Annotated in this window: 22 protein-coding genes; 16 read left to right on the forward strand and 6 right to left on the reverse strand. The window is 65.1% G+C overall.

What is annotated here, in order from left to right; translation table 11 throughout:
* Positions 1 to 43: 43 nt before the first annotated feature.
* The 4 genes from Har1129_RS14890 to Har1129_RS14905 form a co-directional block, all read right to left on the reverse strand.
* Entirely contained in the window at positions 44 to 4231 is a 4188-nt protein-coding gene (locus Har1129_RS14890) for a DNA-directed DNA polymerase II large subunit (protein WP_151101365.1), read from the reverse strand.
* Position 4232: 1 nt separating this feature from the next.
* On the reverse strand, positions 4233 to 4655 hold the full coding sequence (locus Har1129_RS14895; protein ID WP_151101366.1) for a PPC domain-containing DNA-binding protein: 423 nt from the start codon (positions 4653 to 4655) through the stop codon (positions 4233 to 4235).
* A gap of 189 nt (positions 4656 to 4844) precedes the next feature.
* A complete protein-coding gene (locus tag Har1129_RS14900; protein WP_151101367.1) occupies positions 4845 to 5354 on the reverse strand; it encodes a 2'-5' RNA ligase family protein in 510 nt (169 codons plus the stop codon).
* 40 nt (positions 5355 to 5394) lie between these two features.
* Positions 5395 to 5583 (reverse strand): hypothetical protein, encoded by a 189-nt coding sequence (locus Har1129_RS14905; protein ID WP_151101368.1) that lies wholly within the window; start codon positions 5581 to 5583, stop codon positions 5395 to 5397.
* 159 nt (positions 5584 to 5742) lie between these two features.
* Here Har1129_RS14905 and Har1129_RS14910 point away from each other — a divergent pair, with 159 nt between their 5' ends.
* The 11 genes from Har1129_RS14910 (at position 5743) to argF (ending at position 17236) form a co-directional block, all read left to right on the forward strand.
* Positions 5743 to 6828 (forward strand): hypothetical protein, encoded by a 1086-nt coding sequence (locus Har1129_RS14910; RefSeq protein ID WP_151101369.1) that lies wholly within the window; start codon positions 5743 to 5745, stop codon positions 6826 to 6828.
* 137 nt (positions 6829 to 6965) lie between these two features.
* Positions 6966 to 7757, forward strand: a complete 792-nt coding sequence (locus Har1129_RS14915) for a hypothetical protein (RefSeq protein ID WP_191906185.1) — start codon at positions 6966 to 6968, stop codon at positions 7755 to 7757.
* Between the two features lie 395 nt (positions 7758 to 8152).
* Entirely contained in the window at positions 8153 to 9421 is a 1269-nt protein-coding gene (locus Har1129_RS14920) for an argininosuccinate synthase (RefSeq protein WP_151101370.1), read from the forward strand.
* A 4-nt stretch (positions 9422 to 9425) separates the two neighbouring features.
* Entirely contained in the window at positions 9426 to 10928 is a 1503-nt protein-coding gene (gene argH / locus Har1129_RS14925) for an argininosuccinate lyase (RefSeq protein WP_151101371.1), read from the forward strand.
* A gap of 165 nt (positions 10929 to 11093) precedes the next feature.
* Positions 11094 to 11258 (forward strand): lysine biosynthesis protein LysW, encoded by a 165-nt coding sequence (gene lysW, locus Har1129_RS14930; RefSeq protein WP_004959888.1) that lies wholly within the window; start codon positions 11094 to 11096, stop codon positions 11256 to 11258.
* An 84-nt stretch (positions 11259 to 11342) separates the two neighbouring features.
* Positions 11343 to 12242, forward strand: a complete 900-nt coding sequence (lysX, locus tag Har1129_RS14935) for a lysine biosynthesis protein LysX (RefSeq protein ID WP_151101372.1) — start codon at positions 11343 to 11345, stop codon at positions 12240 to 12242.
* Positions 12239 to 13276: an N-acetyl-gamma-glutamyl-phosphate reductase gene (argC, locus tag Har1129_RS14940; protein ID WP_151101373.1), complete on the forward strand. Its 1038-nt coding sequence runs from the start codon at positions 12239 to 12241 to the stop codon at positions 13274 to 13276. Before lysX ends, argC begins: the two co-directional genes overlap by 4 nt.
* Before the next feature lie 19 nt (positions 13277 to 13295).
* Entirely contained in the window at positions 13296 to 14156 is an 861-nt protein-coding gene (locus Har1129_RS14945) for an acetylglutamate/acetylaminoadipate kinase (protein WP_151101374.1), read from the forward strand.
* The gene (locus Har1129_RS14950) at positions 14153 to 15280 is read left to right on the forward strand and encodes an aspartate aminotransferase family protein (RefSeq protein ID WP_151101375.1); all 1128 of its coding nucleotides are present in this window, start codon (positions 14153 to 14155) and stop codon (positions 15278 to 15280) included. Before Har1129_RS14945 ends, Har1129_RS14950 begins: the two co-directional genes overlap by 4 nt.
* Positions 15277 to 16338, forward strand: coding sequence for a [LysW]-lysine hydrolase (locus Har1129_RS14955; RefSeq protein WP_151101376.1), 1062 nt, complete (start codon positions 15277 to 15279; stop codon positions 16336 to 16338). The genes Har1129_RS14950 and Har1129_RS14955 overlap by 4 nt, the downstream gene beginning before the upstream one ends.
* A 1-nt stretch (position 16339) precedes the next feature.
* Positions 16340 to 17236 carry an ornithine carbamoyltransferase gene (gene argF, locus Har1129_RS14960; RefSeq protein ID WP_151101377.1) on the forward strand — a complete coding sequence of 299 codons (897 nt, stop codon included), beginning with the start codon at positions 16340 to 16342 and terminating at the stop codon, positions 17234 to 17236.
* A gap of 143 nt (positions 17237 to 17379) precedes the next feature.
* Here the strand turns inward: argF and Har1129_RS14965 are convergent, their stop codons facing one another.
* Entirely contained in the window at positions 17380 to 18357 is a 978-nt protein-coding gene (locus tag Har1129_RS14965; protein ID WP_151101378.1) for an orotate phosphoribosyltransferase, read from the reverse strand.
* 522 nt (positions 18358 to 18879) lie between these two features.
* Here Har1129_RS14965 and Har1129_RS14970 point away from each other — a divergent pair.
* The 4 genes from Har1129_RS14970 to Har1129_RS14985 all read left to right on the forward strand — a co-directional run bounded on the left by Har1129_RS14970 (position 18880) and on the right by Har1129_RS14985 (position 22515).
* Positions 18880 to 19269, forward strand: coding sequence for a helix-turn-helix domain-containing protein (locus Har1129_RS14970; RefSeq protein ID WP_151101379.1), 390 nt, complete (start codon positions 18880 to 18882; stop codon positions 19267 to 19269).
* Positions 19270 to 19331: 62 nt separating this feature from the next.
* Entirely contained in the window at positions 19332 to 20711 is a 1380-nt protein-coding gene (gene thrC / locus Har1129_RS14975; protein WP_151101380.1) for a threonine synthase, read from the forward strand.
* A 158-nt stretch (positions 20712 to 20869) separates the two neighbouring features.
* On the forward strand, positions 20870 to 21544 hold the full coding sequence (locus Har1129_RS14980; RefSeq protein ID WP_151101381.1) for a DUF4166 domain-containing protein: 675 nt from the start codon (positions 20870 to 20872) through the stop codon (positions 21542 to 21544).
* Positions 21541 to 22515, forward strand: a complete 975-nt coding sequence (locus tag Har1129_RS14985) for a YndJ family protein (protein ID WP_151101382.1) — start codon at positions 21541 to 21543, stop codon at positions 22513 to 22515. The genes Har1129_RS14980 and Har1129_RS14985 overlap by 4 nt, the downstream gene beginning before the upstream one ends.
* Positions 22516 to 22521: 6 nt before the next feature.
* Here Har1129_RS14985 and Har1129_RS14990 read toward each other — a convergent pair whose 3' ends face one another.
* The gene (locus tag Har1129_RS14990; RefSeq protein WP_151101383.1) at positions 22522 to 22920 is read right to left on the reverse strand and encodes a hypothetical protein; all 399 of its coding nucleotides are present in this window, start codon (positions 22918 to 22920) and stop codon (positions 22522 to 22524) included.
* 202 nt (positions 22921 to 23122) lie between these two features.
* Here Har1129_RS14990 and Har1129_RS14995 point away from each other — a divergent pair, with 202 nt between their 5' ends.
* Positions 23123 to 24298 carry an aspartate kinase gene (locus Har1129_RS14995; protein ID WP_151101384.1) on the forward strand — a complete coding sequence of 392 codons (1176 nt, stop codon included), beginning with the start codon at positions 23123 to 23125 and terminating at the stop codon, positions 24296 to 24298.
* The last annotated feature ends 3 nt before the right edge of the window (positions 24299 to 24301 follow it).

Here is a 24301-nt window from a genome sequence, read left to right on the forward strand (position 1 = left end):
ACAGACGGACCTGCCGAGTGTCTCGGGATGGCTCCGAGACGGTTCACATGAAGTCAGCGATGCCTGACTGTTTGTTGTGGTCGTTCTCGAACACCGACTCGATTTTCCGTTCGAGAATCTTGAGCCGCTGTTTCGTGTAGTCTCGCGCGCCGAACTCGTCGGCGACGCGGATGGCCGTGTCGATGTACTTGTTGACCGACCCCTCGTGGACCGTGAGGTTCACCCGGCCGCCACATTCCCGGCAGTCACCGGTCAGGGGCGCACGGCGGAACGACTCCCCGCAGTCCAGACACCGGACCTCCTGTCTGGAGAAGGCCCGGAGGTTCCCGATGAGGTCCGGCAGGAAGTGGTACTCGATGATGCGCTCGGCCACGTCGCTCTCGACGACGGCCCGGAGCTTCCGGGAAATCTCCAGCTGGGCGTCCATCTTGTCCTCCATCGACCCGAGCGTCTTGTACGCCGAGAGGTCCGGCCCGGCGGCGATGTTCGCCGTGTCGTGGGTGTGGCGGAACTCGGTGTATTCGCGGTCGGTCCCCAGCGTCTCCTCGGCGATTTTCATGATGTCCTCGACCTCCGTCGGGTCCTTCATTTCGCGGGTGGCCTCGTAGAACTCCCGGGGATACGATTCCATGATGTCCATGTTGTGGGCCTCGTCGTCGATTTCGCTGGGGTCGATCCGCGAGGACATCACCAGTGGGGCGTCCATCTGTCCGCCCCGCTGGTTCGGGAGATACGACTTCGAGAAGTTCAGGAGGCCGTCCATCAGGAGCATCACGCAGTCCTCGTCGCCGTCACACTGCCCGACGTAGGTCCCCTCGACGGCCACTCGGTGGGTGTCAGCGACTGTGAGACAGTAGACGTGATCTACGTCGCTCTCGACGTACTCAACGGCGGTGACGGTGTCTGTCGGGGCTGCACCGTCGGTTGCTGCTGTCGATTCTGCATCGCGTGCCGTCATCGTCGTCGTCTCGCCGCCGTCGTAAGCGGGGAGTTCGTCGCCGGCAGTCAGGTCACTGGCCGGGACCTCATCGACACCGTCTGACCCGGCTCGAAGCATCGTGTGGTCGGGTGTGACACGAAGTGTCCGGTCGCCGACGGTGAGCCGAACGAGGTGGTCCGGCGCGGGGTGTTTCGAGACGGCGTCGACCGGCTTGCGACAAGGGCCGCTTTCGCTGAGCGACGACACGGTGAGGCCGCCGTCGAGTTCCTGAACGAGCGTCCCGAAGTCGTCTTCTTCGGGGTCCACAAGCCGCTCCTCGACCAGCGCCTCGATGGTGCCGTATTCCCAGTTGCCGCCTTCGTCCTCGTACCACAGTCGGGTGTCCGGATGGAAGCAGTTCCGTCGCTTGGCGGCGTGGAAGTACGGATGTGCGTAGCCGACGGCCGCCGAAGTGAAGCCGACCACGCGCCCGACCGTCGCTGCGCTGGTGTGGGGAGCCATCCCGAAGACGAGTTCGCCGACGAGGTCCTCGCGGTCGTCGAACTCGTAGAACCGCTCCAGCCCGTAGTACTGTTCCAAGAGGTCGTCGACGAAGCGGGCGGTCTGGAGCATGTGTTCGGCCGCCCCGTCCGAGAGCACGATATCCTGAACTTTCAGCTCGACCAACTGGTCGTCGTGAGTCAGCGGGTCGCCGTGGATGTCCTCTTTGTACCCCAGTCCCCGGAGTCGTTCGGCGGACACGTCCAGTTCCGAGGCACGGACCGCCGTCACCGGCAGGTCGGTCATGTCGTAGCGGACCGTCCCGTCTTTGAACGCCGACACGTCGTGTTTCGCTCGGAGGATACCCTTCTCCATCGGCTCCGGGACCTTCTCCTCGGAGGTGAGCCCCTTGACGGCTTTCAGTTGCTCGAAGGCCGTCTCGCGTTCGCCGACGTTTTGCAGCGCGTCCCGATACGCTTCCTGCAGGTCGAGCACTTTGTACTGGGTCGGCGAGGCGAGCGTTTCACACCGGGAACACTCCGCACGGCCGGACTCGTCGCGCTCGACCTCGGCTTCGCAGTCGGGACAGATGTACACCGGCTCGGTGGTCCCGCTGCACTCGGGACAGCCCGCGTGGTGGGTTTCGGTCCCGCAGTCGGGACAGCGCCGGCGGGCGATTTCGACCTCGACGCGGCCGGGCGTGTCGCTCATGTCGTCGGCGTGTTTCGTCGCCTTGGCCACGTCCCGCTGTGCGCCGCCGGCCTCGCCGATAGGGCTGAGCGTGTGGACGGCCGGCGAGAGGTCCCGCCGCTCGGATTTCTCGGGCCGCCCCATCCGGTTGCCGATGCGGGTCGGCGCGCGCTCCCGTATCTGGAACGGGGCGATTTCGTTGACTGCTACAACAGCGTTCTGGCCGTCTTCGCGCTCAGCGTCTTCGGCAACGCCGATAGCGTCGAGCGATTCGCTCTCGCCGTAGGTCTTGGCGCGCTCGGAGAGGTCCGAGGGCGTCCAGTCGCGCTTTAGCGACCGCGAGAACCCGAGCGTCCGCACCAGCGGCACCCAGTCGGTGACCGTAATCGTGTCCTCGTCTTGGGTGTGCTCGACGAGCAGGTGTTCCAGTGTTTGCTGGACGGCATCGGTCCGGGGCAGGACGAGTGCGCCGTCGTCGCTGGCCGCGCCGCCCGCCGTCTTCTCAGCTTCCGGGTTGGCGTACGCGCCGTCGGCTTGCGCGACCTGTGCGTCCTCGACGGCGTCGGCGAGCGCACACACCTGATCGACGCTCACGTCGTGCCAGAGGTAGGTGTATTTCGGGTGTAAGGGGGCGTCGTAGTCGGTCGCCCACTCGATGGCTTCCTCGACGCTCGGGTCCGTGAGGTCGATGTGGGGCGAGTCTTGCATCGCCTGCACGTCAGCGCCGGCAGCATCGAGGTCCTGTTCCCACCACTCGACGGTGTAGGACGCCGGCGCGAGCGGGTGGTTGTTCTCGACGAACTCCCCGTAGTTGACGAGGTACTCGCCGAGGTCAAGTATCTTCTCGACGCCGTTGCGGACCTCTAATGCTTCCTCGGCGTTGTCGATGCGGCGCACGTCGCCGTTGGCAAGGCGCACGGTCGGCCCTTCGATGGTGTCGACCGGTACAACGCCGGCGGCTTTCCCCGGCCGTTCGGTCTTGATTTGGGTGCCGGTCGCGAGGAAATCATCGACGAGATGCATCGTCGCTGGATGGACGCCGGCGGTGGCGAAGCCGTGGTTTCGCGACCGCCCATAGCGAAGCCGGAACCCGCCCGCTTTCGACGGGTGGGAGAACACCGGCCGGCCGGCGATGAGGTCCCGGAGGTACTTATCGGCGGGCTCGACGCGCGGCGGCCCCGACCGCTCGTCAGCGTCGTCCTCGGCGCTGTCGTCCGCCCCGTCGCTTGCGTCGCCGCCGCTCTCGTCTTCCGAACCGTCCTCCTGATCGGCGTCGTCCTTGCCGATGGTCCCGTCGATGAGGTCCTGCAACCACGGCCAGTCGACCTCGTCGAGATTTCGGGTGTAGCGCTGGATTTTGGGCGCTTTGAGCGCGATTCCCTCGGCCAGCACCAGACACATCCCGCCCCGGGGAGAGTTCGAGTCGACGCGTTCGAGGTCCCGGTAGCCCGACACCTCCTCGTCGCCGGTCGCCTCGCCGTCGAGCATGATGGGCATGTGCTCGGCGATGAACTTCGTCTCCTTCTCCTTGGGCGAGTACTGCAGCCCGGTGTCCTTGTCGTAGAGGTCGATTTCTTCGGCGTAACGGCCGATCTCTTCCTCGCGGGCCTTGTACTGGTCGATGCCCAGCAGCGCGCGGGCGTAGTCCGCGACCAGCACGGAGAGCGCCTGTGCCGTTCCGCCGGCCGAGCGGATCGGGCCGGCGTAGTAGACGTTGATGAACTCCGTGCCGTCGTCGTTCTCTAACAACTCGACGCGGTCGATACCCTCGATGGGGGCGGCGACGACACCCTCGGTCAGCAGGGCAACAGCCGTTCGGACCGCGCCCTCGACTTTCCCTTCGCGGCTGTCGTAGTCGCCGACGGTCCCTTCGACGAAGTCATCGACCAGTTCCAGCGCGGCCTCCTCGCGCGACATCTGCCCCTCTAACTCTCGCACTCGTTCGGCGACCCCGTCGATGCCGAGGATGTTCTCGACCCGGTCGGCCATGTCCCGGGCTGTCGGAATTTCGACCTGCGGCTTCGGGTCGCCGCCACGCTCTTTGGCCCGCTCGGCGACGTCGAAGGCGGCTTCGAGCTGGGTTTCGAGCGTTTCGAAGTACTGTTCGTCGACCTCCCGCATCTTAGATATTCCAGAGGTCCAAGTCGGTTGGTTCGTCGTGTTCCCGCTGGAGTTCCGTATCGAACCCGCGGACGTACAGTTCACCCGCCCAGACGGTGCCGGCGTTCAGGTGGCCGGCGACTGCCTCGCCGTCAGGCCGTGAGAGGACGGCGTGGGTGTGGGCGAACCGCTCCCCGTCGAGATGCGAGATGTTGCCCATGCAGGCGGCGACCTCAAGTGGTTCGTCGAAGATCAGCGAGTCGTACTCCGTTCGGTCCTGATCGTAGAACATGAGTTCCGCGTTCTGGACCGCCCCGAGCCCGTAGAAGAAGCCGGCGTCGATGCCCTGTTCGTCCGCGAAGGCTTCAATCTCTCCCCGCCAGTCCGCACCGTGCTCCAGTCGGCAGACGAACTCGGACGTACTGTCGACTTCGCGGTAATCCATATCTGTACTGGATGGCAGGCCAGTGCAAAAACGTTGCTTTCGGCCCAACTGTTTATATCTGAAGCCGGGACCACCGTCGCTGATGACATAGCCACGGCCCGGCGCGCACAGCGGTTGCGCGGCACACCGCGCCGGGACCGACGCGTGCCGCCTGTTCGCCACTGTGCTGAGAAAGCCGCCAGACCGTCGCTACGCCGGCAGCGACACCCGACTCACCGGCTGCTGTCTGTCGGCGTCGTAGAAGGAGAGTTCGTCGACGGTCCATCGGATCGGATCGATATCCCGCTCGACCAGCCGCGCGGCCGCGTCGCGGTCCCCGCCACGTGCGACGGTCACGTGCGGGACGTACTCGTCGCCCTCCATATTCTCGACGGGGTCGAAGCGCTCGCAGAGCTGCTCGTGCAGGTCGACGAGTCCGGGGCTCTCCACGGCGAGGTACACCACCGGCGAGGGACCGGTCACGGCCGTCTCGAACTGCTCGGCGCCCGTAATACGCGCCTCGAACGCCGGCTGGCCGCGAAGCGCCTCGCGTCCTTGCGTTTCCAGCCGAGCGTATGCCGCATGGTCGCCGTCGCCTAACCGCTTGGCGACCAGTGTGTGCTCGCCCCGGCCCCGCCGCTGTGCGAGCGGCAGTTCGGATGCGAGGTCGGCCGCCAGCGACGTGACTGCCGACGGGAGTGGGACGTTGATGCTGTACACACCACAGGGGTCGCCCGCTGTCGGCAAAAAGAGCGCGGTCCTACAGCCGGTCGAGCAGCCAGAGGACGATGAGGACGACCAGAAGCACGCCGAGTATCGGCTGGAGTGGCCCGAGCAGCCAACCTAACAGTCCCAGAACTCCGCCGATAATTTCGAGCACTAACCAGACCACAACGAGGACGAGGACAATCTTCAGCAGGGTGTCCACGTCGAGTTTGGCTCTGTCCATGCTCGATAGGACTCTCTCGCGGGGCAAACCCCTTGTGGCCGTGTGGACTGGCGATTCGGGTTCGGGGACCGAAGACGGCATGGGGTGTAAGGCTGCTGACTATCAGTTCACACAATCGGCAATAAACGATATACCTGCCGAGGGGATAGCCGCGGTAGGATGGCCCGGACCGCTGGAACGCTGGTAGTCGTCATCGTCGCGATAGCACTGCTTGGACCGACAGCGACCGGGGTCGGGTTCGGCGGCTTCGAACAGCAGTCTGTCGACGCGGACGTGGTCGTGATGACTGCGGACGTAGAACCGGATGGGACCGCCGACTGGACGGTCGCCTACCGCCTCCGGTTGGACGACGACAACGCCACACAGGCGTTCGAGGATTTGCAGGCGGATATTCAGGCTAACCCGTCGGCGTACACGGACCGCTTTGAGAGTCGAATGCAAAGCACAGCCGGGGTTGCAGAGAACGCGACCGGCCGCGAGATGGCTATCGAGAACGTCACTGTGAGCGCGCGCGAGGAGACGTTCGGCCAGACCTATGGCGTCATCACCTACCGCTTCCAGTGGACGAACTTCGCCGCCGTCTCCGGCGACCGAATCGAAATCGGCGATGCGCTCTCGGGGCTGTTTCTGGACAGCGAGACCTCGCTGACAGTGCAGTGGCCGTCGGACTACCGATCCAATTCCGTCGCCCCACAGCCCGACGAACGTGGCAACGCCTCCGTCACGTGGCGCGGCCAACAGCAGTTCGGGGAGAACGAGCCACGCGTGGTCACCAGTCCGCCCAGCGGCGATGGGGGTAACAGTCCCCTCATCGCCGGCTTCCTCGCCTTGGTCGGTATCGCCGCCGCAGCGTACGTCCTCAAGCGGTACGGCGTCCTCGGTGGCGGTGAGCCGGCCGAGCCACCGACGTCGATGGTCGAATCGGACGACGCCACCGCGGGACAGCCCACTGCCGGCACAGACGCCGCTGCCGGCGAACCGCCGGCCGAACTCCTGAGCAACGAGGAGCAGGTCCTGCAACTGCTCGAATCGAACGGCGGGCGGCTCAAACAACAGCAGGTGGCCGGCGACCTCGACTGGACCGACGCCAAGACGAGCCAAGTCATCGGGGGCCTGCGCGATGAGGACAAGGTCGAGACGTTCCGTATCGGCCGGGAGAACGTTGTGACGCTCCCCGATACTGACGTGACCGGTGGGGGCAGCGACGAAGGCAATGGGACCGACAGCGGCGACGAAACACAGTGATAAAGCTGTCGACGGTTCACCGGAACTCGCGGTCCGAAGCCACTGCAGTATCGTGGTTTTAATCCGGCTTAATCGGCGGTAACCCGGTTTCACCGACTCCTATTTATAGGGCATTTGGAGTCCAAGTGAGGTGTACAATGAGACGAGCGACCCCGGTAGTGCTGGCGATGGTGCTCGTGGTGAGTACGCTCGCTGCCGTCCCAGCCGCGACGATGGCACAGGAGACTGACACGGTAACCGAACAGGCCGACGAGAACGCGATGGCCCCCGGCGCGCAGCTGGCGGGCGTCGTTAGCGTGCAGGAGGCCGAACTGGACGGTGAGGTCCAGTCCCGGACGTTCGGGGTTCGTATCGCACAGGCGAACACCGACGACGCAAAGGCCTCCGTTGTCGCCGACCAACTGAACGACTCTGAGTCGCGACTGGAAGAACTCCAACAGCGCAAGCAGGCGCTGGAGCAAGCCCGCGAGAACGGTTCGATGACCGAGGGAGAGTACCGAGCGAGGGCCGCACAGCTCCACGCCGAAACGAAGAACGTCCAGCGACTGGCTACCGAAACGAACGAGACAGCCAGCCAACTCCCCGCTGTGGCGCTGGAGAAGAAGGGGATCAACGCGACGGCAATCAAGACCCTCTCACAGCGCGCGGGCGAACTGAGCGGACCGGAAGTCGCCGCTATCGCACAGGGCATCGCAGGGCCGAACGTCGGCCAGCAGGCCCGGCCTGACGTTGCTGGTGACCGCGGCGGCGATGCGGCGAACCGATCCGAGGCGAACGACCGGCCCGGAGCCGAGCAGCAACACACTCCGATGAACGAGCAGCCCGTCGACGGCGGGGGGACCTCGACCAACGAGACCGCAACTGACGGCGAGGACACCGAGCCCTCGCCCGCCGACAACGGATCTGCCAGCGATGACGCTGGCCGGTAGCACTACGATATCGACTGCTTGAGGGTTGTCACACGCCGGTCTACGTGCCGCTACTGGTCGTAATGTGTGGTACTGATGCAGACTATTCCATGCGACTGAGGACCATACCCATGCCACCGCTAACACGGAAACTATTAGTACCCGACTCACACAGCAGAAAGTAGATGACGCGGACCTCTCTCACCACGATGCTCGCTGCGGGCAGCGAGGGGTCCCTCCGTTTCTCCCCACGACGACGACGACCGGGCCGTTTCTAGGCCCACTACTACTTACTCTTCACTCGACAGGTTCGTTTCGTCGCTAGACGCCGTCGTCGTCGGTTCGATGGGATACTCGATCGATTGTTTGATCGAGAAACCGACAGGCACACCACGGAACCAATCCAGAACACATCCATGCCAGAAGGAAACGGAACCGTCGCGCTCGCCTTCTCGGGCGGGCTCGACACGACAGTCTGCGTATCGCTGCTGAAAGAGGAGTACGGTTACGACGAGGTCATCGGCGTCACCGTCGACGTCGGCCAGCCCGACTACGAGTTTGAGGAGGCCGAAGAGACCGCCGAGGCGCTGGGCGTCGAACAGCACGTCGTCGACGCTACCGAGGAGTTCGCTGACCTCTGTATGGAGGCCGTCAAGGCCAACGCCGACTACCAGGGCTACCCGCTCGGAACCGCCCTCGCGCGCCCGGTCATCGCCAAGGCCATCCTCTCGGTCGCCGAGGAAGCGGGCTGTTCGGCCGTCGCCCACGGCTGTACCGGCAAGGGTAACGACCAGCTTCGCTTCGAGGCCGTCTGGCGCGACTCCGACCTCGATGTCATCGCGCCGGTGCGCGAACTCGGACTCACCCGCGAGTGGGAAAACGAGTACGCCGCGGAGAAGGGCCTGCCCGTCGAGGGCGGCGACGGCGGCCGCTACTCCATCGACACGAACCTCTGGAGCCGCTCCATCGAGGGTTCCGAACTCGAAGACCCGAGCACCATCCCGGCCGACGACATCTACAAGTGGACCGACAACCCCTCCGACAAGGACGCTGAACTCGTCGAAGTCGAGTTCGAAGCGGGAATCCCGGTCGCCGTCGACGGCGAGGCACTCGGCGGGGTCGAACTCATCGAGCAACTCAACGAACAGGCGGGCGCGCACGGCATCGGCCGCACGGACATGATGGAAGACCGCATGCTCGGGCTCAAGGTCCGCGAGAACTACGAACACCCAGCGGCCACCGTGCTGCTGACGGCCCACGAGGCGCTGGAAGGCCTCGTCCTCACGCAGGAGGAACGCCAGTTCAAGGCTCAGGTCGATCAGGAGTGGTCCCAGAAGGCCTATCAGGGCCTCGTCGACGCGCCGCTGACGGGTGCACTTGAAGCGTTCATCGACGACACCAACGAGCGCGTCACCGGGACAGTCACGGTGAAACTTGAAGGTGGCCACTGCCGCCCAGTCTCGCGTGAGTCCGACTACGCCGTCTACAGCGAGTCGGCGGCCTCGTTCAACGAGGAGGACGTCTCCGGCGGTATCACCCAGCAGGACGCGACCGGCGTCGCGAAGTACCACGGCTTCCAGTCCCGTCTCGCGAACAAGATTCTGGCCGACGCGAAGAAAGGGGCCGCTGTGACGGATGGCAGCGGCGAGCAATCGGACGCCGCGACTGAGGTCACGGAGGAGTAAGCGAATGAGCGACGGCGAGGACCACGAGACGGCGGACGGGGCTGGCGACCACGATGAGACGGTCGTCCGCCGTGACCGCTTCGCCGGCGGCCCCGCCCGGTCGTTCCTCTCCTCGCTGTCCGACGACGAGCGCATCTTCGCGGCCGATCTGGCTGTTGACCGCGCACACGTCGTGATGCTGGCCGAAGAGGAGATCATCGGCCGCGAAACGGCCGGCGAGGTGCTGGCCGCGCTGTCGGATGTGGAAGACGCGGGTCACGGAGAACTGCCCGACGGTGAGGATGTGCACGAAGCCATCGAGAGCGCCGTGATCGAGCGCGTCGGGTCGGAGGGCGGAAAAATGCACACCGCCCGCTCGCGCAACGACGAGGTGGCGGCCTGCATCCGCTACCGTCTGCGCGAGGATATTCTGAATCTCGTGGAGACCGTCATCGGCGCTCGCGAGCAACTCATCGAGGTCGCTCGCGCCGAGCGCGAAACGGTGATGCCCGGCTACACGCATCTCCAGCCCGCCCAGCCGACGACGGTCGCCCACTGGGTGCTGTCCTACGAGCAGGCCCTCCAGCGCGACACCGCGCGCTTGCTGGACGCCTACGAGCGGGTCAATCAGAACCCCCTCGGCTCGGCGGCGTTCGCGGGCACGCCCTTCGACGTGGACCGCGAGCGCACGGCCGAACTGCTCGGGTTCGAGGGTGTTGCTGAGAACTCGATGGACGCCTCGGCGACCCGCGATTTCCTCGTCGAGACGACCAGCGCCGTCGCAACGTTGGCAACGACGCTGTCGGGACTGGCCGAGGACGTGGTCGTGATGGCGAGCAAGGGTCACGTCGACCTCGACGACGACTACTCGTCTACGTCGTCGATTATGCCCCAGAAGAAGAATCCGGATACGTTGGAGCTTGTTCGCGGACGCACGGGCGACGCCGTCGGGGGATTGAACGGCCTGCTGACCAACCTCAAGGGCCAGCCCCGCGCGTACAACCGCGACCTTCAGCGTGCCGGCCGCCACGCATGGGACGCCATCGACAGCGTCACCGAGAGCGTGGAAGTCGCGGCGGGCGCGGTCGCAACCGCTGACTGGCCCGCCGAGACGCTGGAGGCCGCGGCGGCCGACGGGTTCGCGACGGCAACCGGTGTTGCCGACCTGCTGGCGATGGCCGGCGTCCCATTCAGGACGGCCCACGAGGTCGTCGCCGAGGCCGCCGCGCAGTTAGGTCCCGAAGACGACGCACCAGACTACGAATCTCTGTCGGCCGTCGCCGAGGACGTGCTGGGCAAGCCCCTGTCGGCGTACGTCGACCGCGAGGCGCTTGAGGCCGCACTCGACCCGACCGAAAGTGTCGCGATGCGGGACTCTCGCGGTGGCCCGGCCCCCGATGCCGTCGCCAAGCAAGTCTCGGTGGCCGAGGACGCACTCGCCGTAGACAGCGAGGCACTGACCGACCGCCGGCAGGCGGTTACACAGGCGGCTGACCGCCGCCAGACGGAGGTGGACCGATATGTCTGAGCGACCACCGTCCCCTCGTGGGACAATTATACCATACTTCTGATACACGATTCGGTAACGTGGCGGATTTGGGCTTTTCGTACCATTAGAGTGCAGTATATTTAGTGATTTTATTCTGATATGTTCGAAGACTTTAAGTGAGTCCCTGTCACAGGATGAACTACAATGGCAGAATGCATCGAGTGTGGGGCGGACGTGTCCCTGCACGACAACCTCGAAGTCGGAGAGATCGTTGACTGTGCCACCTGCGGTGCCGAACTGGAAGTCGTCGGCGCCGACCCCGTCGAGCTCGACAGCGCACCCGAGCTCGAAGAGGACTGGGGTGAGTGAGGTGTTCGCGGTGGCGCGGCGCTCGACGCCGTACGTGACCGTGGCGCTTGAGGCCGCGAGCCGCGAACGCACGGAGGATTCAGCATGAAAGTCGGACTCCTCTACTCGCGCATCCGCCGGGACGAGAAGCTCCTGCTGTCGGAACTGCGCGAGCGCGACCACGAGATAGAAAAGATAGACGTTCGCAAACAGCAGTTCAACATCAGCGAGGCCCCCGAGTCGTTCGAGGACCTCGACATCGTCGTCGACCGCTGTCTGGCGACCAGCCGCAGCGTCTACGCGACGAAGTTCGCGAAGGCCTACGGTGTCCCCGTGGTCAACGGCCCCGAAGTCGCCGACACCTGCGCGGACAAGGTCAACAACAGCCTCGCGCTTGAGGCCGCGGGCGTCCCGACGCCCAACACCGACGTGGCGTTCACCAAGGACGCCGCGCTCGAATCCATCGAGAAGTTCGGCTACCCCTGCGTCCTGAAGCCGGTCGTCGGCTCTTGGGGTCGCCTGATGGCGAAGATCGACTCCCGCTCGGCCGCCGAGGCTATCCTCGAACACAAGGAGACGCTTGGCCACTACGAGCACAAGATCTTCTACGTTCAGGAGTTCGTAGAAAAACCCGGCCGCGACATGCGCGTACTGGCCGTCGACGGTGAGCCGATTGCGGCGATGGTCCGCTCCTCGGACCACTGGCTCACGAACGCGGCGAAGGGCGCAGAAACCGCCGAGTTCGAACTGGACGACCGCGCGCTGGAACTGGTCGAGAAGGCCTCCGACGCGGTCGGCGGCGGGCTGCTCGGTATCGACCTGATGGAGGTTGGGGTGTCGGAAGACGACACCCACGACTTCGAGGACTACACCGTCCACGAGGTCAACCACACCGTCGAGTTCAAGGCGCTGAACGAGGTCACCGATGTGGACGTGCCCGCGAAGGTCGTCGACTGGCTCGAAGAGAAGGCGGCGACAGCGACCGACGCCGAGGTGACCGCATGACATATACCGCAAGCGTCGTCGGCGGCTCCGGGTTCACCGGCGGGGAACTGCTTCGCATCCTCGATGGCCACCCCGAGTTCGAACTCGAACAGGCCACCAGCCGTTCGAAGGAGAACAAGACCATCGGACACCAGCATCCGAACCTCCGGCACTCGGACCTGCGCTTTTCATCGCCCGAAGAGCTAGAGTCCGTGGACGTGCTGTTCGCCGCGACGCCCCACGGCGTCTCGATGGAGCAGATCGACGCGTTTCAGGAGGCTGCCGGCACGGTCGTCGACCTCTCGGCGGACTTCCGCCTTGATTCGGAGGCCCAGTACGACGAGTGGTACGACGGGCACACGCGTCCGGAACTGCTCGAACAGAGCGAGTACGCCCTGCCGGAGCTGAACCGCGGCAACCTCGCGGGCGCAGACCTCATCGCCTCCGGCGGCTGTAACGCCACGGCGACGATTCTGGGCCTGCTCCCGCTGTTCGAGGCCGACATCCTTTCGGGCGACGAGCAGGTCGTCGTCGACGTGAAGGTCGGCTCCAGCGAGGGCGGGGCCGGCGGCGGCGAGGCGTCGAGCCATCCCGAGCGCTCGGGCGTCGTCCGTCCGTACGCGCCCACGGGTCACCGCCACGAGGCCGAGATCCAGCAGTTCCTCGGCATCGATGTGTCCTTCACCGTCCACGCGGTGGACATGATCCGCGGCGCGAGCGCGACCTGTCACGTCTTCCCCGAGGGCCCGGTCTCGAAGGGCGACCTCTGGGGCGCGTACCGCGGCGAGTACGAGGACGAACCGTTCGTCGAACTCGTCGCCGGCGGCGGTGGCGTCTACCGCTACCCCGAGCCCAAGTCGGTCGCGGGCACGAACCGCGCCGAGGTCGGCTTCGAACTCGATCCCGGCAACAAGCGACTGGTCGTGTTCTCAGCTATCGACAACATGATGAAGGGGTCGGCTGGTCAGGCGGTCCACGCGGCCAACGTCGCACTGGGTATCGAAGAGACGGCGGGCTTGGAGTTCCAGGGGCTCCACCCCGTCGGCGCACCGTAACCTCTGGAGAGGCTTTTTCATGACAGTAGTTATCAAAGTCGGTGGCGCTCGCGCGGTCGACCCCGCGGGGGCGCTTGCGGACGTGGCATCGCTCGTGGCCGATGGTGAACAGGTCGTCGTGGTACACGGCGGCTCCACCAAAGTCGACGAAACGCTCGAACGGCTCGGCGTCGAGCCCGAATACGTCGAGACGCCGTCGGGCGTCGTCGGCCGGTTCACGGACGAGACCACGATGGAGGTGTTCGAGATGGCGTTTGGCCACCTCAACACCCAGCTCGTCGCCGGCCTCCAGAGCGAGGGCGTCGATGCGGTCGGTCTCAACGGCGTCGACGGCAAACTGCTCTACGGACCGCGCAAGTCCGCAGTGCGGGTCGTCGAGGACGGCAAGAAGAAGATTCGCCGTGGCGACCACTCGGGCACCATCAAGCAGGTCAACGGCGACCTGCTAGAATCGCTGCTTGACGACGGGTACACGCCTGTCGCTGCGCCGCCGATGGCCGGAGACGACGACGGCGAAGTGATTCCGGTGAACACCGATGCCGACCGCTCGGCGGCGGCTATCGCCGGCGAACTCGACGCGCAGCTGGTACTCCTGACCGATGTCGAGGGCGTCTACGCTGACCCCGATGACCCGTCGACGCTCATCGAATCGGTCGAGACGGCAGCCGACTGGGACGCTCTCGAAGACGCCGCCGAGGGATTCATGGGCCGGAAAATCATGGCCGTCGAGGAGGCGCTCGATGGCGGCGCGTCCGAGGCGGTCGTGGCCGACGCCAACGCCGAGTCGCCGATTCTGTCGGCACTCGATGGCGGCGGGACCCACGTCCACGCGAGCGCACTCGAACAGGACACAGACCAGACAGCGACGGAGGAACAATGAGCGGATTCGTCTTCAACGAGAAACCCATCCAGATCGAACGTGGCGACGGTGCCTACGTCTACGACGACGGCGGCACAGAGTACTTAGACATGGGCGCGTCCTACGCCTGTGTCCCGCTGGGACACGGTCACCCGGCGGTCCAGAGCGCCGTCAGCGAGCAGCTAGAGAAGCTCACGTACGTCCAAGCGTCGTACCCCAACGCCGAGCGGACGGCCCTGTACGAACTGCTCGCCGACACCGCGCCGGACCCGATTGAGAAGACTTGGCTCTGTAACTCCGGGACCGAGGCCAACGAGGCCGCGCTGAAGTTCGCCCGCTCGGCGACGGGCAACTCCAAAATCGTTGCGACGATGCAGGGCTTCCACGGCCGGACGATGGGCGCGCTGGCGACCACGTGGAAGAACAAGTACAAGAAGCCCTACGAGCCGCTTATCGGCGACGTGGAGTTCGTCCCCTACGACGACAGCGAGGCACTGGCCGAGGCCGTCGACGAGGACACCGCCGCGTTCATCGTCGAACCGGTTCAGGGCGAGGGCGGCATCAACCCGGCTTCCGACGGCTACCTCGAAGCAGCGCGGGAGATTACCGAAGACGCCGGCGCGGCGCTCATCTTCGACGAGGTCCAGACCGGCATGGGCCGGACCGGCGCGCTGTGGAACTCCCAGCGCGCCGCTGTCGCACCTGACATGATAACCGCGGCGAAGGGGCTGGGCAACGGCCTCCCCGTCGGCGCGACGCTGTGTCGCGACTGGATCGCCGAGAACTACGGCTCCCACGCCTCGACGTTCTCCGGGGGGCCGGTCATCTCAGCGGCCGCCGGCGCGACCGTCTCGACCGTCGTCGAGGACGACGTTCCGGAAAACGCCGCCGCGATGGGCGACTACCTCCTGACCGAACTGGAAGCGGCCATCGGCGACGACGTGCGGGACATCCGTGGCGAGGGCCTGATGATCGGCGTCGAGGTCGGTCGCGGCGCGAACGCGGCGCTGAAGGAACTCGCGCTGAACCATCAGGTGCTCGCACTGCCGGCCGGCCGGACCGTCGTCCGCCTGCTCCCGCCGCTGACCATCGACGAGGACCACGCCGACGCCGTCGTCGACGCGATGGCGGAGGTGGTGGGATGAGCGAAGCAGCGACTCAGGAAGCCGACACCGAGGCACGGGACCTGCTGGAAGCGATTGTTCGCACGCCATCGGTCTCGCGCAACGAGGGCGAGGCGGCCCAGCGGCTGGTCGAGTTCTTCGAGGCCCACGGCCGCGAGGCGTGGCTCGACGAGGTCGGCAACGTTCGTGCGCCCGCCGACGATGGCGTCTTGCTCACCTCGCACATCGACACGGTTCCGGGGGACATTCCGGTCCGTGTCGAGGAGACAGACGAGGGCGACGTGCTGTGGGGCCGCGGCAGCGTCGACGCGAAGGGACCGCTGTGTGCGATGGCCGTCGCGGCCGTCCGCACCGGGGCCTCGTTCGTCGGCGTCGTCGGCGAAGAGGTCGACTCGAAGGGCGGGCGGTTCCTCGTCGAGGACCGCGACTCGGCACCCGACGCGGTCATCAACGGCGAACCCTCCGGCTGGGAGGGCATCACGCTGGGCTACCGCGGCCTGCTGGCTGGGACCTACGTCGCGACCAGCGAGTCCGGCCACTCCTCGCGCCCGGAGAACAACGCTATTCAGGATGCCATCGACTGGTGGTCGTCGGTCGACGAGGAGTTCGACGACGACGAGTGGCATCCGGTGTTCGAGCAGGTCACCTGCAAACCCGTCGACTTCGAGGGTGGCCCTTCCACTGACGGCCTCTCAGTCGAGGCGACAATGGACGTGCAACTGCGGGTCCCGCCGGAGTACACCACCGACGAGATCCGAGAGATAGCTGACGGCTATCTGTCGAACGGGACCGTCAACTGGAACGACAGGGTCGAGCCGGTGATGCAGAGCCCTCGGACCAGCGCCGCCAGAGCGTTCCGTGCTGCGATTCGGCAGCAGGGCGGTGAGCCCACGCTCCTCCGCAAGACCGGGACCAGCGACATGAATGTCTACGCGAAAGCGTGGGACTGTCCGATGGTGACCTACGGACCCGGCGACTCCGATCTTGATCACGCACCGAACGAGCACCTCCCGCTCAAGGAGTACGACCGCTCCGTTGCGGTGCTTGAAACCGCGACCGAACGCCTACTGGAGGACTGATATGGATCTACTTGATGTCGACGACCTCACGACCGACGAACTGGCGACCGTCCTCGACCGCGCCGCGGCAATCAAGGCCAACCACGGCGGGGGGAGTACAAGCGACCTGCTCGATCAGCAGACGCTGGGGATGATCTTCGAGAAGCCCTCGACGCGAACCCGCGTCTCCTTCGAGACGGGGATGACGCAACTGGGCGGCCACGCCGTGTTCCTCGGTCCCGACGACATCCATCTGGGCCACGGCGAACCGGTGAAAGACACCGCCCGCGCACTCGGGCGATACGTGGATTTCATCATGGCGCGCGTGTTCGATCACGCTGACGCCGAGGAACTGGCCGAGTACGCCGAGGTCCCGGTTATCAATGGGCTAACCGACGACGCCCATCCCTGTCAGACGCTCGCGGACCTGCTGACCATCCGCGAGCAGTTCGGGGACTTCGAGGACATCTCCGTGGCGTGGGTCGGTGACGGCAACAACGTCTGCCAGTCCTTCGTCATCGGCGCAGCGATGGTCGGGCTCGACCTCACCGTCGCCACCCCAGAGGGCTACGGCATCTCCGACGATGTGGCCGACCGCGCCGCCGCTTTCGGAAACGCGCCTGAGACGACCCACGACCCCGAGGCTGCAGTTGCCGACGCCGACGTGGTGTACTCTGACGTGTGGGTCAGTATGGGACAAGAAGACCAGCGCGGCCAGAAACTCGAAGACTTCGAAGGGTTCCAGATCACGACGGACTTGCTCGAACACCGACCGTTCATGCACTGCCTGCCCGCCCACCGTGGCGAGGAGGTCACTGACGACGCCATCGAGTCGGACAACGCCGTCGTCTGGGACCAAGCAGAGAACCGCCTGCACGCTCAGAAAGGACTGCTCGCGTGGCTGGCCGAACAGGAATAGCCCGCCCCGAACGGAGTGGGTGCGATTTCTTGTCACCGAACGACCTGCGTTGCTCGGCTGTCGAGCCTTGCTTCGCTCCGCTCAGACCAAGCTTTGGGTGAGTGCTGAGCGTGTAGCGCTCACCCAAGCCGGAAGCGAGTGGTCTAGAGAAGCATCGACGAGGCCCGCTTGACGAAGTCCACCGGGTCTGACCTGAACTGGTCGACGTACCTGAACGGGTCGGATTTGACGGCCTCAACTGACATCCGGCCGTTTCTGGCGACACGGTTCAGATACCCCTGCCGGAGCATCCGGTTTTGTTCCTTGCTGTAGACGGGCTTGTTCGTCTGTATGGCTATCGTTCGGGCCTGTGAGTGTGCGCTTTCGATGAACAGTCTGGCGTCTGAGGATTGGTACACCCCAGCCTTGTACTCCCCGTGGTTGCCTGCGGCGACCCGTGTGGCCTTGTCCGGATACTGCATCATCACCAGTTCGTCGTACTCGATCCCGTGCTCGTCGAGCCAGGCGGCGGTCTCGCTGCGGTACTTCTCCAGCCGACAGGTGACGATTTTCCCGATTTCCACCGAGGGAACACAGATCGGATCGACAGTCGAAATAAACTCCCGGTATTTCGGCCCATCGTCGTTCTCTTCGGGCGTCGGGTCGCGACAGAGGATGCCGTCTAGGTCGACACAGGAGTCCATAAGGAAGTCGTGGTGCATCATGTTCCACTCGAATACTCTCGGGAACGGCAGGGTTCGTGCGTACGTATCGACGAACCGCTCGGACCCCTCGTCCACGTACACAGCGCCGTAGTACACGTCTGCGGACAGATCAAACCCGTCAATTGTCGACTGTGCATCGGTCATTTCGCTCCCGGTGTAGACGGTGTCGTCGACGACCAGTATCTTCGAGAACTTCGAGAGGTCGAACTCGCCGTCGTACCGTTCCCCCGTCTGGAGGAGCCTGCCCTCCCGCAACCCATCGATATCCGTCATCGGGAGATTGAGATGTAGTGAGAGTAAGTTTGACACTAGCATCCCGCTTCTGGGTATTCCGACGATCAGATCCAAGCCGTCTGGTAGATCGACGATCCACTCCTGCGTATCAGCACTGAGATGATCGAAACTCCTGTAATTCATTGGTTTCTGGGATTGGGAAGTATTAGCACTCTCATCGTCGCTCGGTCACCACGAAGAGCAATGCGCTTACTTCTTTTATAACTGACATTAGTGGGTGAGTATTAATGCTTTTGATTTGTAACTAGATAGCACATTCGGATGCGAATATGAGTAAACAGTGACAATTCCTTCCGGATGGGGGTGATTCTCCACCCGAAACAGCACCCTTTTTGATGTGTTTGGCAATCATTTTCACAGTATGGTTGCTGCTGGAGTCCTGCTAGCTCGTGACTCCAACTGAACCGGTGGTTGTGTTGCTACATTCGACACCTGCTCGCATGGGTACGCCTTCCGAGCAACGGCCATACTGTCGGCTGTAAGTCTATGACGAATTTCGCCACCCCGGGGTGGCGAATATCTTGCAATAGTTACAGCCAACAGTACCCACAGCTCTGAACCGCATGGTAGCGGCCAGAGCCGATGCCACGGGGTGAGGTTGAGGTAACGACCCAGTTTATCCGAGTTGGAACAGTACAGATGGGTATGTCTGTCAACCCGTCCCCGGACCGGGTCCACGAGCTGATGGTCGACGACGAACCGAATCTCTCGGACGTGATGGCCTGTGTTTTCGGCGTGCAGGAACACGAGGTACGGACGTATCAGACATTACTTGAGACGCCTGCAAGCACCGTCGAGGAACTCGCTGACGAACTCGGCCGGGACCGCTCGAACGTCAATCGGTCGCTGTCGACACTCCGTGAGAAGGGGCTCGCGACACGAAAACGGCGGTTGCTCGACGGTGGCGGCCACGTGTACCAGTACACCGCGACACCGCTGCCGAGGGCCCGCGAACTGATGCACGAGACCCTCGACGAGTGGACTACCGCAGTCCATCGCCGTATCGACGAGTTCGACGCCTCGGCCGACGAGTAGCTGGTCCGGCGTTGCGACCGGCAACCGTCCGACTTTTGCCCGGTGGGGGCGTGGTCCCGACAATGGCTGACTTGGAACTCACCGACGACGTGCCGCCGGCTGCCGACGACGGCGTCTGGCTGGCCTGTATCGAGTGTGGTGAGACGTTCGCTCCCTTCGACGCGATCCGCTACACCTGCGATGACTGTGACGGCCTGCTTGAGGTCCGCTACGACGACCTGCCGACCTTCGACGAGTTCGAGGGGTCGGGCGTCTGGCGGTACAACGCCGCTCTGCCCTTCGAAGAGGGCGTCACGCTTCCCGAGGGCGATACGCCGCTACACGAGATGCCCCGCCTGAAGGAGGATATCGGCGTCGACGCGCTCCGCGTGAAACACGAGGGAATGAACCCCACCGGTTCGTTCAAGGACCGCGGCATGACCGTCGGTGTCCGAGTCGCCCAAGAGGTCGGTGTCGACCGACTGGCCTGTGCCTCCACCGGCAACACCTCCGCGGCGCTTGCGGCTTACGGCGCTCGCGGCGGCATGGAGACGCTCGTCCTCCTCCCCGCCGGGAAGGTCGCCGCCGGGAAAATCGCACAGGCGAGCCTCCACCGTGCGCGGATTCTGGAGGTCGACGGCAACTTCGACCAGTGTCTCGACATCGTACAGGACCTCGCGGCCCGTGGCGAGGCCTACCTGCTGAACTCGTTGAACCCCTTCCGTCTGGAGGGCCAGAAGACCATCGGGCTGGAGATTATGGAGGAGTTCTACGCCGACAACGGCGAGTACCCGGACCGCATCGTCCTGCCGGTCGGCAACGCCGGCAACACTGCGGCGCTGTACAAGTGCTTCCGCGAACTCGTCAAGGCCGGTGCGATCACCGAGGATCAGGTCCCCAAGCTCACTGGCGTTCAGGCCGACGGAGCCGCCCCGATGGTCGAGGCCATCGAGAACGGCTACGAGGACACCCGCCGCTGGGAAGACGTCGAGACCCGAGCGACCGCCATCCGTATCGGGAACCCGGTCAACGCGCCGAAGGCGCTCCCGGGCATTCGAGAGACTGGCGGTACCGCCGTCGCCGTCTCCGACGAGGAAATCACCGAAGCACAGCGCGACATCGCCGGGGAAGGCGTCGGCGTCGAACCGGCCTCTGCGGCCTCCGTTGCGGGCCTCCGGAAACTCCGCCGCGAGGGTGAGGTCGACAGCGACGAGTCGGTCGTCTGCCTGACGACGGGCCACCTGCTCAAAGACCCCGAAGCAGCTGCCGAAGCCGGGAACGAGCCGGAACCGGTCGCAAACAGCACCGAGGCCGTGCTGGAACTCATCGAGGAACCGTCGTCGGTCACTGACACGGTTCGGCGACAGGTCTCGAAGGCCACCGACGCACCGCTGGTCCCAGCGCTGGTCGCCGGCGGTCTTGGCGTTGCGTACCTGTATCGGAAGCTCCGCTCGAAAGAGTAACCTGACACACAGGGGTTCTCCACTCGCCGTTTCAGCCCAGCAGACATATCTATCTGGCTCGGGAACGTCAACACAATGACCGGACAGAGACCGGTAGTACATGCGGTGGGGCAGATTCCGGACGGAACACTCCCGACAGCACCGTCTCAGGTGGCACTGTGACGGGCGTCTACGAGCGGGCGCTCGGCGACGCGGCGGCCGACCTCCATCCGAAGGTTCGCGACCGGTACAGCCTCGCTCCCGACGACGGGACGGTCTGTGTCGGCCGCGGCGAGATGGACATCACCCGCGGGACGCTCGTCTTGCCGGCGCTCTACGCGATGACGACCCAGAACATGCTGTTTCCCGAAGCCGGTGAGGATGTGCCGTTTTCAGTGACGACGGTGGCCTACACGACGGCTGGTGGTCACGAGGCCATGACGACCCGCCGCGCCTTCGACTTCGGCGACACCACCCGTCTGTTCGACTCGCTGACGGTCTGGGACGCCGAAGCCGAGCGGCTGCTTGATTTCCTTGGGACTCGCGGCCGCATCGCCAGCGAACTCCACCCGCGGGTCGAGGACGGCGCGCTCGTGGTCGCCGGCGGCCGGCAGTGGGCCCGTCTGGGCAACCGCTACGTCCCGCTACCGGGGCCGCTGGCCGCCGATGTTGAGGTGCGTGACCGTTACGACGAGGCCGACGAGCGGTACCACGTCACCGCGACCGTCGAGAACGGTCTCGTGGGCCACATGCTCGGCTATCGCGGGACGTTCACGCAGAACCAGACTGCCAGCGACGGGACGCCTGACGACCTCCGAATCGTCCCCGGGCTTGACCGACTCCCGCCGCAATGAGCGACCGCGCCGCCGGGCCCCGGACCGAACCACTCGGCAGCGTGACCCAACCGGTCATCGGGAGCATCGCCGTGGGGGACCTGAGCGCGGTGCTTGGGACGGTGGTCTGGCTGGCGTTGACGGCTACTGGGGCACTCGACGCTATCGAACGGGCGCTTGCACTCGCGCCGCTCGTGCTGGTCCCGCTCGCGCTCCGAACGGCGGTCCACGGGACGTTTCCGGCACCTGCAAATCGGTTCACGACCACTGCCATCTGGCTCCAGCCGGTCAGTGCACTCCTGCTCGCGGTCTCGCTGGTCGTTTCGTCACCGGCTCCGCTGGCCGCCGCGCTCGCAACGCCGTGGCTGGCCGTCACCGGCCTCCTCGGATACGCCGCGCTCGTGCGGACTCGCAGACGCGGCGGTCTGTCGCTTCCGGAGACCGCTATCGATGCCGGCTTCGCCTACGTCTCAGTTGGCGCGGTCGCGCTCCTGCTGGCCCACCTCGACCTGACGTTCTGGTTCGACCGCGTCATCATTCGACTGACGGCGGTCCACTTCCACTACGCAGGGTTCGTCCTCCCAGTCGCAACAGGACTGACCGGCCGGCGTCTCGGTGACCGCTCGCGGGGATTCCGCACTGTCGTCGGTGTCGTCCTCGTCGGTCCGGCGCTCATCGCGGTCGGCATCGCCTTCTCGCCGCTGGTGGAAGTCGTCGCAGTGAGTGTCTTCACCGTCGCTGTCGCGGCCTTCGGTGTCGTGGTCCTGCGTCGTGTCGTCCCGAACTGCTCCCGTCCGCAAGGGGTCCTGCTCGGCATCGCGGCGGTGGCGCTTCCGGTTTCGATGGCGCTCGCGCTCGGCTACGGAGTGTCGACGTTCACCGGTCGCTCGCTGGGTCTGACAATCTCGACGATGGTTGCGCTTCACGGCTCGCTGAACGCCTTCGGGTTCGGACTGTGTGCGATGCTCGGCTGGCGGCTCTCGATCCCGTGACGCTAGTCAGTGCTCCGCTCGCTCCGGCTCTAACCGGTAGCGCGTCGTCTCCTGTCCGTCGAACCGGGGACCGTTTCCGGTGGAGGTGAATCCGACCGCCTCGACAGCTGTCTGGACCTCTGATTCGTCTTCCGGTAGCAGCAACTCGACGGTCATGTGTTCGCGGCGGGCGAACTCGATCGGGTCGGTCAGGAGTTCCTCGCATGCGTCGCTCGAGCCGGCCAGTTGCGTCACGTGGACGGTCCCACGCTCGGCATCGAAGCTCACGAACCCCACAATGTCGTCGTTCTCCTCGGCCACGCGGACGGTGCGGTCGTGGACGAGGTTTCGCATCACGTCCGGTGGCCCGTCGGCGAGGGCTGCCAGTCGATCGGCGTCGTCCTCGATAGCGTCGCGGATATCCATACTTGTGTGTGGGAACCCCACGCAAATAAACGGTGTGTCGGACGCTCCGGGGGTGCGTTCGCCCCCGCGGCAACAGGTCTTCACGCGACGGAATCCGCCGGTCGCTGTCGACAGTGAGACGCGGTCACAGATGAACACAGTTATCCCGAGCGACGGATAACGCGAGGGCAATGGTTCACATGCACACGGACACGGTGGTAGCATGCGCGTAGTCGCCAAGTTCGGTGGGACGAGCCTCGGTAGCGGCGACCGCATCAACCGGGCCGCAGACTCGATTGCCGCTGCCGTCCAGCAGGGCCACGAGGTCGCGGTCGTCGCCTCGGCGATGGGCAACACGACCGACGAACTGCTCGACGAGATCAACTACGACGCCGACTCCGCAGACCGTGCGGAGATCGTCTCGATGGGCGAACGGACCTCTGTCCGGATGCTCAAGGGCGCACTCGCCGCCCGCGGCATCGAGGCCGTCTTCCTCGAACCCGGCAGCGAGGACTGGCCGATCATCACCGACGAGTACGGCGAAGTCGACGTCGAGGAGACACAGAAGCGCGCCCACGCGCTCGCCGGCCAGCTCAAGGACGTCGTCCCGGTCATCACCGGCTTCTTGGCCGAAGACTATCAGGGCAACGTGACGACGCTTGGCCGTGGCGGCTCCGACACGAGCGCCGTGATGATGGGCGACTACATGGACGCCGACGAAGTCGTCATCGTCACTGACGTCGAGGGTGTCATGACCGGTGACCCACGCGTCGTCGAAGGTGCGCGGAACGTCGGCAAAATCTCCGTCGACGAACTCCGCTCGCTGTCGTTCCGCGGGGCCGAGGTGGTCGCGCCGTCGGCGCTGTCGTACAAGAGCGACGCCCTCGGCGTTCGCGTCGTCCACTACCAGCACGGCGACCTGCTCTCCGGTGGCACGTCCATCGAGGGCGAGTTCCAGAACCTCATCGACCTGCAGGAACAGCCGATCGCCTGCGTGACCGTCGCCGGCCGCGCTATCCGGAACAGCCCGGGTATCCTCGCGGACCTCGCCAGCGCCATCGCTGACGAGGAGATCAACATCGAGGCCAACTCCTCGGGGATGGACTCGCTGACGTTCTACGTCGATGAAGACGACGCTGAGGAGGCCGAGGCACTGCTGCACGCCCGTATCGTCGACGACGAGACGCTCTCGTCGGTCACCGTCGAGGACGATATCGCCGTCATCCGCGTCACCGGCGGCGACCCGAGCCAGTCGGCGCTCGCTCATCAGGTCGTCGAGCCGCTGGCCGACGCCCACATCCACCTCTACGACGTGATTACGTCGGCAACGTCGGTCTCCGTGTTCGTTCCGTGGGAGGACCGCGAACAGGCCCTCTCGCTCGTTCAGGACGTGTTCTGAGTT

Source organism: Haloarcula sp. CBA1129 (assembly GCF_008729015.1).
Lineage (GTDB): Archaea > Halobacteriota > Halobacteria > Halobacteriales > Haloarculaceae > Haloarcula.